The sequence below is a fragment of the Streptomyces sp. NPDC056231 genome (assembly GCF_048270745.1).
Taxonomy (GTDB): Bacteria; Actinomycetota; Actinomycetes; order Streptomycetales; family Streptomycetaceae; genus Streptomyces.
Window position 1 is genome coordinate 186967 of record NZ_JBLVKW010000007.1, and the last position, 17161, is coordinate 204127.

General features: G+C 69.4%; 14 protein-coding genes, 2 tRNA genes and 1 pseudogene. 12 read left to right on the forward strand and 5 right to left on the reverse strand.

Annotated features, from left to right (window positions below; genetic code table 11):
• Positions 1-184: 184 nt before the first annotated feature.
• Together ACNPQM_RS09200 and ACNPQM_RS09205 are read right to left on the reverse strand one after the other, a co-directional pair.
• A pseudogene (locus tag ACNPQM_RS09200) lies at positions 185-349 on the reverse strand (FAD-binding protein); the annotation flags it as partial.
• A 74-nt stretch (positions 350-423) separates the two neighbouring features.
• Positions 424-1887, reverse strand: coding sequence for an amino acid permease (locus tag ACNPQM_RS09205; protein ID WP_358859015.1), 1464 nt, complete (start codon positions 1885-1887; stop codon positions 424-426).
• A 237-nt stretch (positions 1888-2124) separates the two neighbouring features.
• Here ACNPQM_RS09205 and ACNPQM_RS09210 point away from each other — a divergent pair, with 237 nt between their 5' ends.
• Positions 2125-2613, forward strand: a complete 489-nt coding sequence (locus ACNPQM_RS09210; RefSeq protein ID WP_358859016.1) for a ribose-5-phosphate isomerase — start codon at positions 2125-2127, stop codon at positions 2611-2613.
• A gap of 77 nt (positions 2614-2690) precedes the next feature.
• Positions 2691-3500, forward strand: coding sequence for an Fpg/Nei family DNA glycosylase (locus ACNPQM_RS09215; RefSeq protein WP_418083612.1), 810 nt, complete (start codon positions 2691-2693; stop codon positions 3498-3500).
• 74 nt (positions 3501-3574) lie between these two features.
• Here ACNPQM_RS09215 and ACNPQM_RS09220 read toward each other — a convergent pair whose 3' ends face one another.
• A complete protein-coding gene (locus ACNPQM_RS09220) occupies positions 3575-4807 on the reverse strand; it encodes a GNAT family N-acetyltransferase (RefSeq protein ID WP_358859018.1) in 1233 nt (410 codons plus the stop codon).
• A 105-nt stretch (positions 4808-4912) separates the two neighbouring features.
• Between ACNPQM_RS09220 and ACNPQM_RS09225 the strand changes: the two genes are divergently transcribed.
• The 4 genes from ACNPQM_RS09225 (at position 4913) to ACNPQM_RS09240 (ending at position 10188) form a co-directional block, all read left to right on the forward strand.
• Positions 4913-6058: a PP2C family protein-serine/threonine phosphatase gene (locus tag ACNPQM_RS09225; RefSeq protein ID WP_358859019.1), complete on the forward strand. Its 1146-nt coding sequence runs from the start codon at positions 4913-4915 to the stop codon at positions 6056-6058.
• Positions 6059-6352: 294 nt separating this feature from the next.
• Positions 6353-7189 carry an ABC transporter ATP-binding protein gene (locus tag ACNPQM_RS09230; protein ID WP_358859020.1) on the forward strand — a complete coding sequence of 279 codons (837 nt, stop codon included), beginning with the start codon at positions 6353-6355 and terminating at the stop codon, positions 7187-7189.
• A complete protein-coding gene (locus ACNPQM_RS09235; protein WP_418083613.1) occupies positions 7189-9672 on the forward strand; it encodes an FtsX-like permease family protein in 2484 nt (827 codons plus the stop codon). The genes ACNPQM_RS09230 and ACNPQM_RS09235 overlap by 1 nt, the downstream gene beginning before the upstream one ends.
• Positions 9673-9681: 9 nt before the next feature.
• Complete coding sequence (locus tag ACNPQM_RS09240) at positions 9682-10188, forward strand: HD domain-containing protein (RefSeq protein WP_418083614.1); 507 nt, start codon at positions 9682-9684, stop codon at positions 10186-10188.
• A 31-nt stretch (positions 10189-10219) separates the two neighbouring features.
• On the opposite strand, the gene ACNPQM_RS09245 is transcribed toward ACNPQM_RS09240, so the two are convergent.
• Positions 10220-11374, reverse strand: a complete 1155-nt coding sequence (locus tag ACNPQM_RS09245) for an acyltransferase family protein (RefSeq protein ID WP_358859023.1) — start codon at positions 11372-11374, stop codon at positions 10220-10222.
• 482 nt (positions 11375-11856) lie between these two features.
• Here ACNPQM_RS09245 and ACNPQM_RS09250 point away from each other — a divergent pair, with 482 nt between their 5' ends.
• Positions 11857-12051 (forward strand): hypothetical protein, encoded by a 195-nt coding sequence (locus ACNPQM_RS09250; protein ID WP_358859024.1) that lies wholly within the window; start codon positions 11857-11859, stop codon positions 12049-12051.
• Positions 12052-12148: 97 nt separating this feature from the next.
• Here the strand turns inward: ACNPQM_RS09250 and ACNPQM_RS09255 are convergent.
• Positions 12149-12222 (reverse strand) — tRNA-Gly (locus ACNPQM_RS09255).
• Positions 12223-12387: 165 nt separating this feature from the next.
• On the opposite strand from ACNPQM_RS09255, the gene ACNPQM_RS09260 reads away from it, so the two are divergent.
• The 5 genes from ACNPQM_RS09260 to clpX all read left to right on the forward strand — a co-directional run bounded on the left by ACNPQM_RS09260 (position 12388) and on the right by clpX (position 17113).
• Positions 12388-12464, forward strand: a tRNA-Pro gene (locus tag ACNPQM_RS09260).
• A gap of 150 nt (positions 12465-12614) precedes the next feature.
• Entirely contained in the window at positions 12615-14009 is a 1395-nt protein-coding gene (tig, locus tag ACNPQM_RS09265) for a trigger factor (protein ID WP_366694943.1), read from the forward strand.
• Between the two features lie 299 nt (positions 14010-14308).
• Complete coding sequence (locus tag ACNPQM_RS09270) at positions 14309-14914, forward strand: ATP-dependent Clp protease proteolytic subunit (RefSeq protein ID WP_358859087.1); 606 nt, start codon at positions 14309-14311, stop codon at positions 14912-14914.
• A gap of 50 nt (positions 14915-14964) precedes the next feature.
• Positions 14965-15657: an ATP-dependent Clp protease proteolytic subunit gene (locus ACNPQM_RS09275; RefSeq protein ID WP_358859026.1), complete on the forward strand. Its 693-nt coding sequence runs from the start codon at positions 14965-14967 to the stop codon at positions 15655-15657.
• 157 nt (positions 15658-15814) lie between these two features.
• Positions 15815-17113, forward strand: coding sequence for an ATP-dependent Clp protease ATP-binding subunit ClpX (gene clpX, locus ACNPQM_RS09280; RefSeq protein WP_358859027.1), 1299 nt, complete (start codon positions 15815-15817; stop codon positions 17111-17113).
• Positions 17114-17161 lie beyond the last annotated feature (48 nt).

A 17161-nucleotide genomic window follows, 5' to 3' on the forward strand; every position in this document is an offset into this window, starting at 1 on the left:
ACACCACACCGGCGGGCCTCTTCCGCGTCCGCTCGCCGTGGAATCCGTACGGACCCGCCTCCGGCATACCCGAAGGTGCGGCCCAGCACTCCGAGTCCGCCGTCCAGCGGGTCGAGACCGCGCCGACGCGGGGCGCGGAGCCGTTCGGCTGGGCGAGGCCGTGCGCGGCGGCGGGCCCGACGACCTGGCCCCAGCGCGCCCCTGCCCCCGGTCCGGCAGGTCCCGGCGGCGCGACGGGGACGTCGTCCATCCGGCGCGTACTGATCGGCACCCCGCCTTCGGCGGCGCCGGCCAGACCGTGCCCGGTGGCCTGGACGGCGACAGGCGGTCCGCGGGCGGCGGCGTACACGACGGCGGCCCGGACCTCGTCGGCATCGATGGTGCCGATGGGGTCCGGGCCGCAGCGTGCAGGGACGGGCTCGGTCAGGCGTCGGCGGTCGCGTCCGCCGTGACCGCTCCGCTCCTGCGGTGCCGGACCTCACGTACCAGCGAGATCGCCACCACGATCGCCGCGACGAGCAGCGAGAGCAGTACCTGCTGACGGCCGCTGTCGTCGGTCAGCATGTAGACCAGCACGAACGAGATCATCGCGATGGTCGCCCAGGTCAGATACGGGAAGAGCCACATCCGTACGACCAGCTTCTCCGGCGACTCGCGCAGGATGATGCCCCGCATGCGCAGCTGGGTGAAGCAGATGACCAGCCAGACGAACAGGGCGACCGCACCGGACGAGTTCAGCAGGAACTGGAAGACGGTGTCCGGCCACTGGTAGTTGAAGAACACGGCGACGAAGCCGAAGACGACGGAGGACAGGATGGCCGCCTGCGGCACGCCCCGCTTGTTCGTCCGGGCGAACGCCTTCGGCGCGTCACCGCGGCCGCCGAGCGAGAACGCCATCCGCGAGGCCGTGTAGAGGCCGGAGTTGAGGCAGGACAGCACGGCCGTCAGCACGATGACGTCCATCACCTGGCCGGCGTGCGGGATGCCGATCGAGTTCAGTGCGGCGACATAGCTGCCGTCCTTGAGGATCGACGCGTCGTTCCACGGCAGCAGCGTCAGCACGATGAAGATCGAGCCCAGGTAGAAGACGGCGATCCGCCAGATCACGCTGTTGGTGGCCTTCTGGACGGCGCGCTGCGGGTTCTCCGACTCGCCGGCCGCCAGCGTCACGATCTCGCTGCCCATGAACGAGAAGACGACCATCAGCACACCGGTGAGGATGGCGCCCGGCCCCTTGGGGAAGAACCCGCCGGTGTCCGTGAGATGCGCTAGCCCCGCGCCAGGGTTGTCCGAACCGGGCAGTACACCGAAGACGGCGAGCAGCCCGACGACGACGAACGCGCCGATCGCCACGACCTTGATCCCGGCGAACCAGAACTCGAACTCTCCGTACGAAGAGACCGAGACCAGGTTCGTCGCGGTGAGCACGACCATCACGATCAGCGCCCACGCCCACTGCGGGACGCCCGGCACCCAGCTCTCCAGGATCTTGGCACCCGCCGTGGCTTCGACGGCGAGCACCACGACCCAGAAGAACCAGTACAGCCAGCCGATCGAGAAGCCGGCCCAGCGGCCGAGGGCCTGGTCGGCGTATGCGGAGAAGGAGCCCGAGCTCGGACGGGCCGCGGCCATTTCGCCGAGCATCCGCATCACGAAGACGACCATGAGGCCGACCAGCGCGTACGACAGCAGGATGGCGGGCCCCGCGGCGGCGATACCTGCGCCGGAGCCCACGAAGAGGCCGGCTCCGATCACTCCGCCGATGGCGATCATCGACAGGTGCCGGTTCTTGAGACCGGCCTGGAGCCCGTCGGAGGAGCCCGGCTTGTCCGCCTGGTCCGGCTTGCCGGGCTGGTGGCCCGGCCCTGCCAGAGTCGTCTGCGTCATGGATCGAATCCTTACGTTTTGGATCACTCAGTTCCTGGTTGTGCCGCTGCACGGTGGTGCGGCGGAGGAGTGTCAGCATTGAAGCCTGCGGAACCCCGGAAGCGGAACCCCTTCTTCCGGATCGATTTGAGTGGGATTGCCCACATGCCCTGCACAGGGACTCGGCAGCTTCGGCCGGCCCGGAGGGTCCCGACCCCGATGACGGCTACCCGGCGCCGCGCATGCCACACTCGGAACATGCGCGTGTACCTCGGCTCCGACCATGCCGGCTTCGAACTCAAGAACCACCTCGTCGAGTGGCTCACGGCCCAGGGCCACGAAGCCGTCGACTGTGGTCCCCACATCTATGACGCCCAGGACGACTACCCGCCGTTCTGCCTCCGCGCCGCCGAGAGGACGGCCGCGGACGCGGGCAGCCTCGGCATCGTGATCGGCGGCTCCGGCAACGGTGAGCAGATCGCCGCCAACAAGGTGAAGGGCGTACGCGCCGCACTCGCCTGGAGCGAGCAGACCGCCGCGCTCGGCCGCGAGCACAACAACGCCAACGTGGTGGCCGTCGGTGGCCGGATGCACACGGTGGAGGAGGCGACGAGGTTCGTCGAGATCTTCCTCACCACGCCGTACTCCGGTGAGGAGCGTCACACCCGTCGCATTGAGATGCTGACGGCGTACGAGACGACGGGCGAGCTTCCCCCGATCCCCGCCCACCACCCGCAGCAGGGCTGACCGCCCCACATCTCCTGTGCCGCCGGCCCGCCCGGCGGCACAGCCATGTCCCGACCCGACCGAGGAGAGCCACCGCCGTGCCCGAGGGACACACGATCCACCGCCTGGCAGCGGACCATCGCGACCGGTTCGTGGGCGGGCCGGTGCGGGTGAGCAGCCCGCAGGGCAGGTTCTCGGACAGCGCGGCGCTCCTCGACGGCCGTGCGCTCACCGGCGTCGATGCGCACGGCAAGCATCTGTTCCTCGGTTTCGGGGACTTCGGCTGGGTCCACATCCACCTGGGACTGTTCGGCAAGCTCCACTTCGGTACGGCACCGGTACCGCCGCCCACCGACACGGTCCGCCTGCGCCTGGCCAACGACGAACACCACGCGGATCTGCGCGGTCCGACCACCTGCGCCCTGATCACGGAACCCGAGAAGCGCGCGATACACGACCGGCTGGGCCCGGACCCGCTACGGACCGACGAGGACGGCGAACGCGCCTGGCAGCGGATCTCGCGCAGCCGCATCACCGTCGCCGCTCTGCTGATGGACCAGAAGGTCATCGCCGGCGTCGGCAACGTCTACCGCGCCGAGGTCCTCTTCCGCCACGGCATCGACCCGTACCGGCCGGGCAAGGACCTCGGCCGCGCGGAGTGGGACGCGATGTGGGACGACCTGGTGATGCTGATGCGCGAGGGTGTGCGGAACAACCGGATCGACACGGTCCGCTCCGAGCACATGCCGGAGGCGATGGGGCGTCTGCCGCGCGTCGACGACCACGGCGGCGAGGTGTACGTGTACCGCAGGGCCCGGCAGGCCTGCCACATCTGCGGCAGCGAGATCCGCACCGCCGACCTCGCCGCCCGCAACCTCTTCTGGTGCCCGGGGTGCCAGAAGGCCTAGGGGTTCCCCAGGGCGTGTTTCGAAGGTAGCGTCGTCCGGCCGTAGCCCGGCAGGCGGGACTTTCGAAACACGCCCTAGAACCCCCGCGGCAGCCACGGCGCCGTGTCGGACAGGAACGCCGACGACGTCTCCGCCAGCGCGCCCGCCCGCAGCTCCCGCACCCGCCCGGCCAGACCCAGCGAGCTCAGCGACTCGCCGCCCAGGTACGCCGAGCCCAGCTCCCGTACCGAGAGCGCGAGATCGGCCGGATCCTCGGTGCGCCGGCACGAAGCGACGCCCTTCGCGTCGGCTGTGAGCCGCCAACGCCCCGCGTTCCAGGGGCAGAACGCGTCCTCCACCTCGAACACCACGTCCAGCGGGCCCCGGTACGTCCGCGCCTCCAGCGCCGCCCCCAGATCCACCAGCCGCACATGGAGTGCATCCCGAACCCGGATGTTGCACCGCCGCACGTCCGACACCAGGTGCAGCACCGCGTCGTCGACGGGCCGATTCCGGGCCACGATCGTCGTCATCAGGTCGATGTCGAAGACGAACCGCCACAGCGCCGCGTACGCCGCCGGGTCCAGGGCGGCCAGGTCGTTGACCACGACGGTGCCCTTGGGGCCGGACGGCTCCCACTCCGGCTTGATGTGGTACGTCACATTGCCGACGATCTCCCCGTCCCGCTCCGCCAGCACGCACTGCTGCGCCGAGGAGCCCTGCCGGTTGGAGACCGGGTCGACCATGGGCTTGCGCTCCCAGCCCGGTCCGTGGGCTGGGACGCCGGGACGGCCGGAGACCAGCTGCTCGTACACGCTCTCGCACGCCGCCATCGCCTCGTCCGGCTTCGCGTGGCGCAGCCGCACCTCGTCCGTGCCCGGCGGCACGTCCAGCCGGATCCGGTCCTTCTCGATCGTCAGGGACATCTGCCGCGAGGCGGCGCCGTAGCCGAACCGGCCGTAGATCACCGGTTCCGAGGCCGTCAGTACGGCGAACGGCTCGCCCAGCGCGCGGATGTCGTCCAGCTGCCGGCGCATCATCGAGGTCAGCAGCCCGCGCCTGCGGTGCGTGGAAGCGACGCTCACCATCGTGATCGCGGCGGCGGGCACCAGCGCCCCGCCCGGCACCGCGACCCGGAAGCTGAACGCCCCCGCCGTGCCGACGACGTCGCCGTCGTCCCAGATGCCGAGCGACCGCTCGGGCTCGGTCAGCTGCTCGAACAGCTCGCGCTCCTCGGGAGTCTCCCCGTCCCCGCCGAACGCCAGCTCCAGACACTGGAACCATTGGTTCCATTCTGACGGACGCAGCACCCGCAACTCTGTAGTCATATGCCATGCCTACCAGGGGTACGGCAGACGGGCGACCCGTTTTCGAACGCATTGTCACAGGGGTCCCCCTGCACCGGAGGCGCCCGGGTCGATAGGGTCCGAGCAATGGCCCGTCGCGCAAGAGCAGACTCGTACCCGGCCCGATTGCGGAAATCGGCGCACCGGGCACGCATCGCGCTGCGCAAATCCGGGGTCGACTACTTCCGTGGCGACGGCTCCGACTGGATCGCTCTGGCCGGACTGCTGCTCACCATCCCGGCGATCACCTGCGGGACGCTGCTGAACGCGGTGTGGTGTTCACCGGCCGCGCTCGTGCTGCCGATCGTCGCGGGCGGTCTGCTGCTGCGGCCGGCCAGCCTGCTGGGTCTGTACGCGACCGCTGCCGCGGCCCTGATCGTGGAGTCCGTCGCGCTCGGCCCGTACGGACAGGGGGCGGCCCGGGTCACCCCGGGCACCGTCCTGGTTGTCGCGGCCTGCGGCTTCTTCGGCCTGATCCTCGCCCAGTTCCGGGCCAGAGTCGGAGTTCCCTGGCGACGCGGCGGCACCATGCTCTTCGACCTGCGCGAACGCATCCGGGTGCAGAGCGCCCTGCCACGTCTGCCGCAGGGCTGGCACCGGGAGATGGCGCTGCGCCCCGCGGGCGGCCAGTCGTTCTCCGGCGACTTCGTCGTCGCGGCCCGCACCAACGGCGGCCGCACCCTGGAGGTCGTCCTCACCGACGTGTCCGGCAAGGGCATGGACGCGGGCTCCCGCGCCCTGCTGCTGTCCGGTGCCTTCGGCGGTCTCCTCGGTTCACTGCCGCCGCACGGCTTCCTGCCCGCGGCCAACGGCTATCTGCTCCGCCAGGACTGGGACGAGGGTTTCGCCACCTCGATCCACTTGGTACTGGACCTCGAATCGGGTGACTACGAGCTCCTCTCCGCGGGCCACCCGCCCGCCGTGCAGCTGCACGCGGGAAGCGGCCACTGGGAGGAGATGGCTGCGGAGGGCCCGCTGCTCGGGGTGTACGACGGTGCGCAGTTCGACGCGGTGAAGGGCTCGCTGGCCCCCGGTGACGTCCTGATGCTGTTCACGGACGGCCTGGTGGAGACGTCCGACCGGGACATCGCGGAGGGCATCGACCGTCTGACCGGCGAGGCGGACCGCTACGTCGTCACCGGCTTCGAGGGCGCGGCCTGGCATCTGATCGAGGCGTGTGCGAAGGATGTCAACGACGACCGGGCGCTGCTGCTCCTGTCCCGCCGTCACTGAACCGTTTGCCACCGCCCCGAACGGGGCTTCCGTCAAGGGAAGCCGGGCCGTCACCCGAACGTGGGGCACGGCCGTTCTCCAGGTGAGGGACGCGGCGGCCCGGACCCGGAGAGCGGCTGTCCCTGCGAACACGCTCATGGCCAGCGTCACCGCGGCGGCACAGGCCAGGGCCCTGGTGGGGTTTGCCCTACCCCCGATCCTCCAGCAGCCGCCATGGTTCCGGCCCACCCGTGATCCGTAGGTTCAAAGGTACGAGCGAGGCCCGCTCGCGAAGAGCTACGGAAGGCGGACACCATGGGACTGCGACGCACCAGGCAGGGCGCGCAGGACGGGCAGTACACGGCGTATACCGACGAGGGGCACGGCTCCTCGGACCTGGCCGTCGAACTGCGCGGTGTCCGGCGGCAGTACGGGCGCGGCGCATCCGCCGTCCACGCCCTGCGCGGCATCGACCTCGCCCTGCCGCGCGCCACGTTCACCGCCGTGATGGGCCCCTCCGGCTCCGGCAAGTCGACCTTCCTGCAGTGCGCGGCCGGGCTCGACCGCCCCACCGAGGGTTCCGTACGCCTCGGCGGCACCGAGATCACCGGCATGAGCGAGAACAAACTCACCGAGCTGCGCCGTACCCGCCTCGGCTTCGTCTTCCAGGCGTTCAACCTGCTCCCGTCGCTGACCGTCGAGCAGAACGTCGTCCTGCCGATGAGGCTCGCCGGCCAGCGCACCGGCTCCGCCCGCAGCCGCCGTGAAGCCGCCGAGATGCTCGGCCGGGTCGGGCTCGGCGACAAGGGAAGCCGCCGCCCCGGCCAGCTCTCCGGCGGTCAGCAGCAGCGCGTCGCCATCGCCCGCGCCCTGGTCACCCGCCCCGACGTGGTCTTCGCCGACGAACCGACCGGCGCGCTGGACACCACGACCGCGGCCGAGATCCTCGCCCTGCTGCGACACGCGGTGGACAGCCTTGGTGCGACCGTGGTGATGGTCACCCACGACCCCGCGGCCGCCGCCTACGCCGACCGTGTGCTGTTCCTCGCCGACGGTTCGATCGCGGACAGCCTGCCGCGTGCCCGCGCCGAGCAGATCGCCGCCCGGATGACCGCACTGACGGCCCCTGCCCACGTGGGAGCAGCAGCCTGATGTTCGCTCCGCACCTCCCGAACGGTCTCGCCCGCGCGGCCGTCCGCTTCAAGCCCTCCTCGTTCGTGGGGACCTTCGTCGCGCTCCTGATGTCAGCGGCGATCGTCTCCGCCTGCGGCGTCCTCCTGGAGACCGGAGTCCGTGCCTCCGTACCTGCCGAGCGCTATGCGAAGGCGCCGGTGCTCGTCGCCGCGGACCAGCAGGCGCATCTGAGGACCGGCAGCGGCGAGGGCGCATCCGACCAGACGACCCCGTTCCCGGACATCGCACGGCTGCCCGAATCCCTGGTACGGAAGGCCGCCGCGGTTCCGGGCGCGGCAACCGCGATCGGGGACGTCACCTTCCGCGTACACCTGGACCGCACGCCCTTGACCGCACACGGCTGGGGCTCCGCCGTCCTCACCGGGACGCGACTGCTCACCGGCGACGCACCGGAAGCCGGCGACGTCGTCGTTCCCGCCGACGCCAAGGGCCGCGTCGGAGACCGCATCGCCCTGGACACCCCGGCAGGCGTACGGGACTTCCGCATCTCGGGCACGACCGACGCCGCGGCAGGCACTGCCTGGTTCACCGATCAGCAGGCCGTCGCCCTCTCCGGACACCCCGGCCGGGTCGACGCCATCGCCGTACTCGCCGCCCCCGGCACCCCCACCGCCACCCTCGCCGACCAGGTCACCCGGGCCGTCGGGCACACCGCAGCCGCGCAGGTGCACACCGGCGTCGACCGCGGCGCCGCAGAGAACACCGGGCTGGCCGGAGCCAAGGAGCTCCTCACCGGAATCGGCGGCTCCTTCGGCGGGGTCGCAACCATGGTCGCCGTGTTCACCGCAGCGGGTACCGTCGCCCTCTCCGTCGGCCAGCGCAGCCGCGAATTCGCCCTGCTGCGCGCCATCGGCGCCACCCCGCGCCAACTGCGCCGCACCATCGCCACCGAGTCGCTGCTGATCGCCCCGCTTGCCGGAGCCCTCGGCTGCCTGCCCGGAATCGTCCTGGCCCACTGGTGGTTCGGCCAACTCCGGGCGAAGGGCGCCGTCCCGGACGCCGTCGACCTGCACATCTCCTGGCTGCCGCTCACCGTGGCCACGGCCACCACCATGGCGACCGCGCTGTGCGCCGGATACGCCGCCGCCCGCCGCCCCTCGAAGACCAAGCCGGGCCTCGCCCTCGCCGAGTCCGCCGTGGAACGCGCCCCGTTCGGCTGGATCCGTACACCGCTCGGCATCGCCGCCCTCGTCGGCGGTGCGGTCTTCGCGGGCTTCGCCGCCTCCGAGACCGGCGAGGACGCGGCCAACGCCGCACTCGGCGTCGTCATGCTCTTCATGCTCGCGGTCGGACTGCTCGGCCCGCTGCTCGCCCGCCTCTGCGCCGCCGTCCTCGGTGTCCCGCTGCGTGCCGCAGGGGCATCCGGTTCGCTGGCCGCCGCCAACTCCCTGACGAACTCCCGCCGGCTGGCCTCCGCGATCACCCCGATCGTGCTCGCCATGGCCTTCGCCTCGACCCTCGTCTTCATGCAGACCAGCGAGGACCGCGTGATCGCACACCAGCAGCGCGACGGCATCACCGCCGACCACATCGTCTCCGCCCCGACGGGGCTCGCCTCCGACGCGACCGCCCGCGCCGCCGCCACGCCCGGCGTCTCCACGGCCGTCGGACTGCTCCGTGCCTCCGTCCTGGTCCCCGTGGGCAGCGGCGGCGACCGGTATCTGCAGAGCGCGTCCGCCCAGGGCGTCATCGGATCGGGGCACGACCTCACCAAGGTCCAGGACCTCGACGTCCGTACGGGATCGCTCACCCGGCTGCGCCCCGGCACAGTCGCCATCGACACCACACTCGCCGAATCGGCGCACGTCGCCACGGGCGACCGGCTCGCGCTGCGGTTGCCGGACGGCACGAGAGCATCCCCGCGGGTCGTCGCCGTCTACGGCCGCGGCCTCGGTGTCTCGCTCGTCACCCTGCCCGTCGCCGACCTGCGGACCCATGTCACCTCGCCGTACGCCTCCGACGTCTTCGTACGGTCCGCCCCGGCCGCCGCGCGGAAGCTCACTGCGCTCGGCACCGTCACCGACGCGTCCGGCTACGCAGCCGCGCGGAGCCAGGACCGTGAGCTCAACGCCTGGGCCAACACCACCATGGCCGCGGTTCTCGGCGGTTTCGCCGCCGTCGCCGCCGTCAACACGCTGGTCATGACCGTCCTCGACCGCCGCCGCGAACTCGGCATGCTCCGCCTCGTCGGTTCCACCCACCGCCAGGTCATGGACATGATCCGCTGGGAGGCGCTGCTCGTCACGGTGGCCGGAATCGCGATCGGTACGGGCATCGCACTGGCCACGCTCAATCCGATGATGAAGGGCCTGACCGGCGAAGCCCCGTACATTCCACCGGCGCTGTACGGGGCGTTCGTCGCCGCGATCGTCGGCCTCGGCCTCGCCGCCGTCACGCTACCGGCCCGTGCCGCCCTGCGCCGGACAGCCGAACGTCCGTAGAGTCGGCCCATGCCCGCATCCCGGAGCAAACCGACCCTGGCCGAAGTCGAGGCGATCGCCCGTGCGGCCCACGCGGATCAGAAGGACAAGGCCGGACGCCCGTATGCCGAACACCTCGCCGCCGTCGCGGAGGGCGTACGGGCCAGGGGCGGCACCGACGAACAGATCGCGGCGGCCTGGCTGCACGACGCCGTCGAGGACGAGGTGCTGCCCGAGGAGTGGCTGGCCCGCGCGGCCCTGCCGCAACAGGTCAAGGACATGGTCCTCGCCGTCACCAAACGGGACGGCGAGGACCTCGCCTCTTACACCCGGCGCATCCTCGCCACCCCGGGCGCCCTGCTGATCAAGGAGTCCGACCTCGCGCACAACGCCGATCCGGACCGCCTCGCGGTACTGGACCCGGCGACGCGGACCCGGCTGACCGCGAAATACGCGCAGGTACGCGCACTGCTCGGGCTCACCACCGTCGAACCGCCCGCCGACCGGCCGGATCCGGCCAACACCACGGGCGACTGAGTCCCCCATGCGCCGGTCGGTCTGAATCCACTCAGAGCCTGGCGGCGTCCCGCCGGAAGGCCCAGTCCATGTCCGGTTCGGTGGCGAAGCGCAGTATCCGCCGTACGGGTGGCGTACACATCAGCGTCACCGCGGCGGCCGCGGCCAGGGAGACGAGGACCAGGCCGCCCGGCTCGGAGAGCCACGCGTACCGGTCGAACACCCCGGCGTAGCCGACGCCCTTGATCAGGAACCCGTGCAGCAGATAGCCGCAGATCGTTCCGGCGCCCAGCCCCGTGAACCACATGCGGCGGCGCGGCACCCAGGCCAGGAACCCGGCGGTGAGCAGCAGTGCACAGCCGAACATCGCCAGCGTCATCACCGCACCCGACCACCACGGAGCGCCCATCTCCTGAGCGCTGTTGCTGCGGTAGAACCAGCCCAACTGCATCCGCGGCGCCACCCAGTACGCGAACACGAGGGCCCCGGCGAACAAGGGCAGCGCCAGCAGTCGCACCTCACGTCGGCGCACCAACTGGAAGTGTTCGGGCTTCAGTTGGAGGCCGAGCACGAAGAACGGCAGGAACTGCAGGACCCGCTGGAGATCGAGGTCGTTGCCGATCGTGGGGGAGAACGAGGCGAGTACGGCGATGACGAGCGCGACGGGCAGCGGATGGCGCAGCGCCTGCCACAGGGGGGTGGTGATCCGCCAGATGAACAGCGCGCACAGGAACCAGGTGAGATACCAGGGGTCGAGCAGGCTGATCGGATGGTCCGGCGAGTCGTCCGCGTACCGCTTGAAGAGCGAGTACGCCGTCTCGAACACCACATAAGGCACGGCGACGCCGGTGACCAGGCGTTTTACCTTCTTGGCGCTCAGGTCGAACGAGCGGGAGAAATAGCCGGAGATGATGATGAAGGCCGGCATGTGAAAGGTGTACGCGACCATGTACAGCGCACGGGTGGTCCGGCTCCCGTCCATCACGGGTTCCCATGCGTGCGCCACGGCGACCAGCACGATCGCCAGGTATTTGACGTTGTCGAAGTAGGCGTCGCGCCGCTTCGCGGGCTCGGCCGCAGGAGGCTTGTTCGCCACCGGCGTGGGGGCTGTCCCGGTGGTGGCCCTGCCTCCTTCCGGTCTGGGCTCCGACTCCCGGGTCGCCGGGGAGATCGGGTCCCTCTGAAATACGTTCGGAGCGTGGAACATCTCAAGCACCTTAGGCGTCTCGAATGCAATTCGTAAAACGGCCATCGGATATCGCGCGTTCCCGCCCATTCGAAAGTGAAACCATCAAAAAATGCCCACTATGACCTGATTGATCCTCCTTAAATGGTGCATACCGCCAGACTGTTGAAGGGAGTGAATTTCATCGCATCGAGGTCGATGAAATCCATGTGAATGATGTGTGTGGATATGGAAACCGTCACAGTGGCGCTTCATTTGATCCGGGCCCCGAACGACCCCTGCGCCCCGCTCCGGGACGGTTCCGGTGGAGTGCGGGCAGGCGTGCCGGAAGGGTGGTGCGCCCCTCGCGCACACGGGGCGTGAGGATGGCGAGATCTGGACAGTGTGATGCGTCACCTGGCAGCAACCACGGGGGAGTTGATGGCACGATGGACGTAACGGAGGGGTGCCGGGATGCGCGCCTCCGGGCCGGCAAGGCGGACCGACCAAGGGTGTGATCAGTCGTGGCCATTTCACTGTCTGTGGTGCTGATGTTGGCGATCGTCCTGGTGGTCCTGATCCGCAGCGGCTCCATCAAGCCCGGACCCGCGGTCGTCGCGGTGCTCTTCGGCTTCTTCCTGGCATCGACCGGCATGGCGCCGTCGATCAACAGGTTCATGAACTCGATAGCGGAGACGATCAGCAACATCTCCTTCTGACGCACCGTCGGCCGGCCCCGTGAGGTGAGTCGCCGTGGGTCGCCGAACGCATCAGGGCCAGGTCGGAGGAGATCCTCCGACCTGGCCCTGAGTGGCATGGAGCGGGCGACGGGAATCGAACCCGCGTAGCTAGTTTGGAAGACTAGGGCTCTACCATTGAGCTACGCCCGCAAGCACGCACCGCAGGTCGCTGAGGACCGCGGCACGAAGAGCATCGTAGCGGGTCGCGGACGGTCTGCGCACACCTGGTGGTGGCACGGGGTGCCGCGTTCCGCGCCGCCCACGAAAAGCGGTCTGTGCACCGCCTGTCGGCATGTACCCTACGTGTCGCACCGACGGGGTGTGGCGCAGCTTGGTAGCGCGTCCGCTTTGGGAGCGGAAGGTCGTCGGTTCGAATCCGGCCACCCCGACCACCAGCAAGATCGCATTGTGGGAGTCATCCCCCGTGCCGTTACTATGCAAAATGCGTGCCCGTGTGTCTGATCTACCGGGCTCGATCCGCGGAGCCGCTGACCGGTGGCCGAGCAGAACCCCAAGAAGTCAGCCACCAAGGAGACCGAACCGTGAAGAGCGCCGTGGAGACCCTGAACCCGACTCGGGTTCGGCTCAGCATCGAGGTGCCCTTCGAGGAGCTCAAGGACAGCCTCGACGCGGCGTACAAGAAGATCAACCAGCAGGTCACGGTGAAGGGCTTCCGTAAGGGCAAGATCCCCAACCGGGTCATCGACCAGCGGTTCGGCCGTGGTGCTGTGCTGGAGGAGGCCGTCAACGACGCCCTCCCGAAGTTCTACACCGAGGCTGTCAACGAGGGTGAGCTCAACGTCCTGGGCCAGCCCGAGGTCGACATCACCGAGCTGAAGGACGGCGAGCTGCTGGCCTTCACCGCCGAGGTCGACGTGCGCCCCGTGATCGAGATCCCGGACTACTCCGGCATCGAGGTCACCGTGGACGCCCTCGAGGTCACCGACGAAGAGGTCGAGAAGGCCGTGGAGCAGCTCCGCGAGCGCTTCGCCTCCACCAACCCGGTCGAGCGCGCCGCCGCCGAGGGCGACGTCGTCACGATCGACCTGCAGGCCAAGGTCGACGGCGAGGTCCTGGAGGACGGCGTGGCCGAGGGTGTCTCGTACACCATCGGTTCCGGCGAGCTCCTCGACGGCATCGACGCTGCTGTCACGGGCCTGGAGGCGGGTGGCGAGGCCACCTTCACCTCCGAGCTGAAGGGCGGCTCGGCCGAGGGCAAGGAGGCCGAGGTCACCGTCAAGGTCACCGCGGTCGCCGCCCGTGAGCTCCCGGAGCTGGACGACGAGTTCGCCCAGATGGCGAGCGAGTTCGACACGCTCGACGAGCTCAAGGCGGACAGCCGTACGCGCCTGGAGAACACCAAGCAGTACGACCAGGCCACCCAGGCCCAGGAGCGTGTCCTCGAGGAGCTGCTGAAGCTCGCCGAGGTCCCGATCCCGGAGAAGCTGCTCGCGGACGAGGTCCAGACCCGCAAGCACAACCTGGAGCACCACCAGCTCGGCCAGATGGGTCTGACCCTGGAGAAGTACCTGGAGATCCAGGGCAAGACGGTCGAGGAGTTCGACGCCGAGACCTCCGAGCAGGCCATCAAGGGCATCAAGACCCAGTTCATCCTTGACGAGCTCGTCAACAAGGAGAAGCTGAACGTCAACCAGGAGGAGCTCACCGAGCACCTCATGCGGCGCGCTGCTTCCTCCGGCATGAGCCCGGACCAGTTCGCCCAGGCCGTCGTCGAGGGCGGCCAGGTGCCGATGCTCGTCGGCGAGGTCGCCCGCGGCAAGGCGCTGGCTGTGGTCGTCGAGGCCGCCAAGGTCGTCGACACCAACGGTGAGGTCGTCGAGCTGGAGGACGAGGAGGAGCTCGAGGAGGCCATCGAGACGGTCGAGGCCGCCGAGGGCACCACCGAGGCCGCTGCCGAGGAGAAGAACGAGGCCTGAGCCTCGCGCTGAACCCGTGCGACGGGCTCCGGACGCTACAGCGTCCGGAGCCCGTCGTCGTCTCGCGGCAGGCCCCCGCGCAGCCGGCCCCGAGCTCCCCGCCCGGTGCCGCGGAACCCTTGTGCGCACTGCCCAGCTTGCGCTCCCAGCGAACAGTTGCGGAAGCGGGATGGCGTTGTCCTACCTGCGCGTTAGGGTCCATGAATAGGAAGGGCAGGGGAGTCCCTGCCCGCCCGGTACGAAGACGCTGAGACGGCCGGAGCCGTCAGAGACGAGCAGGTGGATACGTGACGAATCTGATGCCTTACGCCGCCGGAGAGCCGTCCCTCGGTGGTGGCCTCGGTGACCAGGTCTACAGCCGACTGCTCGGCGAGCGCATCATCTTCCTCGGTCAGCAGGTCGACGATGAGATCGCCAACAAGATCACGGCGCAGCTGCTTCTCCTTGCCGCTGAACCCGACAAGGACATCTACCTCTACATCAACAGCCCCGGCGGCTCGGTGACAGCAGGCATGGCGGTCTACGACACCATGCAGTACATCCCGAACGACGTGGTCACCATCGGTATGGGCATGGCGGCCTCGATGGGCCAGTTCCTGCTGACCGGTGGCACTGCGGGCAAGCGCTTCGCGCTCCCGAACACCGACATCCTCATGCACCAGGGTTCGGCCGGTATCGGCGGTACCGCCTCGGACATCAAGATCCAGGCGCAGTACCTGCTCCGTACGAAGCAGCGCATGGCGGAGATCACCGCCCGTCACTCCGGCCAGACCGTGGAGACGATCATCCGCGACGGCGACCGCGACCGCTGGTACACGGCGGAGGAGGCCGTGGAGTACGGGCTGATCGACGAGATCATCTCCGCCGCATCGGGCGTTCCGGGCGGCGGCGGCACCGGGGCCTGAGCCCCTTGCCCGCCCAGCCCGCAGCCCACAGCCCTCAGAACGCCACCAGGATGGTGAACACCGACATGAGCAACTACCCCGGCCTCCCCGGCGCCTCCGCCAGCGGCCTCTACACCGGCCCGCAGGTGGACAACCGCTACATCGTTCCGCGCTTCGTGGAGCGCACCTCGCAGGGTGTGCGGGAGTACGACCCGTACGCGAAGCTCTTCGAGGAGCGCGTGATCTTCCTCGGCGTGCAGATCGACGACGCGTCCGCCAACGACGTCATGGCGCAGCTGCTGTGCCTGGAGTCGATGGACCCGGACCGTGACATCTCGATCTACATCAACAGCCCCGGCGGCTCGTTCACCGCGCTCACCGCGATCTACGACACGATGCAGTTCGTGAAGCCGGACATCCAGACGGTCTGCATGGGCCAGGCGGCCTCCGCCGCAGCGGTCCTGCTCGCCGCCGGCACGCCCGGCAAGCGCATGGCGCTCCCCAACGCCCGTGTGCTGATCCACCAGCCGTCCTCGCAGACCGGCCGCGAGCAGCTCTCCGACCTGGAGATCGCCGCCAACGAGATTCTGCGGATGCGCACCCAGCTGGAGGAGATGCTGGCCAAGCACTCCACCACGCCGCTGGAGAAGATCCGCGACGACATCGAGCGCGACAAGATCCTGACCGCCGAGGACGCCCTCGCCTACGGTCTCGTCGACCAGATCGTGTCGACCCGCAAGAGCGCGGCCGGAGCGGCCGCCTGACGTCGGCCTTTGCCCCTTGGTGCGGTGGTTTCGCACGGTCGCTGCTGTGTGAACCGCGCCAAGGGGGGCCCGAACGGAGGGCCAGGCAAGGTACCGTCGGATAGAGGCACCAGGAGCCGCTGAACCAAGCTGCTCCCAGGCGAAGGGGAAGCACCTCGTGGCACGCATCGGTGATGGCGGCGACCTGCTCAAGTGCTCGTTCTGCGGAAAGAGCCAGAAGCAGGTGAAGAAGCTCATCGCGGGACCCGGTGTGTACATCTGCGACGAGTGCATCGATCTCTGCAACGAGATCATCGAGGAGGAGCTCGCGGAGACCTCCGAGGTGCGGTGGGAGGAACTCCCCAAGCCGCGCGAGATCTACGAGTTCCTCGAGGGGTACGTCGTGGGTCAGGAACCCGCGAAGAAGGCCCTCTCGGTCGCTGTGTACAACCACTACAAGCGGGTCCAGGCGGGCGAGAACGGCGGCGCGCAGGGCCGGGACGACGGCATCGAGCTGGCCAAGTCCAACATCCTGCTGCTGGGCCCCACGGGCTCCGGCAAGACGCTCCTCGCGCAGACGCTGGCCCGTATGCTCAACGTCCCGTTCGCCATCGCCGACGCGACGGCGCTGACGGAGGCCGGCTATGTCGGCGAGGACGTCGAGAACATCCTGCTGAAGCTGATCCAGGCCGCGGACTACGACGTCAAGAAGGCCGAGACCGGGATCATCTACATCGACGAGATCGACAAGGTCGCCCGCAAGAGCGAGAACCCGTCGATCACCCGCGATGTCTCCGGCGAGGGCGTCCAGCAGGCGCTGCTGAAGATCCTGGAGGGCACCACCGCCTCCGTGCCGCCGCAGGGCGGCAGGAAGCACCCGCACCAGGAGTTCATCCAGATCGACACGACGAACGTGCTGTTCATCGTGGGCGGTGCGTTCGCCGGTCTGGAGCGGATCATCGAATCGCGGGCGGGCGCCAAGGGCATCGGCTTCGGCGCGACGATCCGTTCCAAGCGCGAGATCGAGGCGAGCGACCAGTTCCAGGAGGTCATGCCGGAGGACCTGGTGAAGTTCGGGATGATCCCCGAGTTCATCGGCCGTCTCCCCGTGCTGACCTCGGTCCACAACCTGGACCGCGAGGCGCTGCTGCAGATCCTCGTCGAGCCGCGCAACGCGCTGGTGAAGCAGTATCAGCGCCTGTTCGAACTCGACGGTGTGGAGCTGGACTTCGACCGTCCGGCGCTGGAGGCCATCGCCGACCAGGCGATCCTGCGCGGCACCGGCGCGCGCGGGCTGCGCGCCATCATGGAAGAGGTACTCCAGTCCGTGATGTACGAGGTGCCGTCCCGCAAGGATGTGGCCCGCGTCGTCATCACGGCGGACGTGGTCCGCAACAACGTGAACCCGACGCTGGTTCCGCGCGAGCCGCGGACGATCGGGAACAACGACGGTGGGCGGCACGAGAAGTCCGCGTAGCGGCAGGCGAACGCCGAAGGGGCGCCCGGCCAGTCAACTGGCCGGGCG

What these genes read in the sequence shown, in the direction of transcription:
- ACNPQM_RS09205 (WP_358859015.1), bottom strand. Translation starts at nt 1,887, where the DNA reads ATGACGCAGACGACTCTGGCAGGGCCGGGCCACCAGCCCGGCAAGCCG.
- ACNPQM_RS09210 (WP_358859016.1), top strand. Translation starts at nt 2,125, where the DNA reads ATGCGCGTGTACCTCGGCTCCGACCATGCCGGCTTCGAACTCAAGAAC.
- ACNPQM_RS09220 (WP_358859018.1), bottom strand. Translation starts at nt 4,807, where the DNA reads ATGACTACAGAGTTGCGGGTGCTGCGTCCGTCAGAATGGAACCAATGG.
- ACNPQM_RS09225 (WP_358859019.1), top strand. Translation starts at nt 4,913, where the DNA reads ATGGCCCGTCGCGCAAGAGCAGACTCGTACCCGGCCCGATTGCGGAAA.
- ACNPQM_RS09230 (WP_358859020.1), top strand. Translation starts at nt 6,353, where the DNA reads ATGGGACTGCGACGCACCAGGCAGGGCGCGCAGGACGGGCAGTACACG.
- ACNPQM_RS09235 (WP_418083613.1), top strand. Translation starts at nt 7,189, where the DNA reads ATGTTCGCTCCGCACCTCCCGAACGGTCTCGCCCGCGCGGCCGTCCGC.
- ACNPQM_RS09240 (WP_418083614.1), top strand. Translation starts at nt 9,682, where the DNA reads ATGCCCGCATCCCGGAGCAAACCGACCCTGGCCGAAGTCGAGGCGATC.
- ACNPQM_RS09245 (WP_358859023.1), bottom strand. Translation starts at nt 11,374, where the DNA reads ATGTTCCACGCTCCGAACGTATTTCAGAGGGACCCGATCTCCCCGGCG.
- ACNPQM_RS09270 (WP_358859087.1), top strand. Translation starts at nt 14,309, where the DNA reads ATGCCTTACGCCGCCGGAGAGCCGTCCCTCGGTGGTGGCCTCGGTGAC.
- ACNPQM_RS09275 (WP_358859026.1), top strand. Translation starts at nt 14,965, where the DNA reads ATGGTGAACACCGACATGAGCAACTACCCCGGCCTCCCCGGCGCCTCC.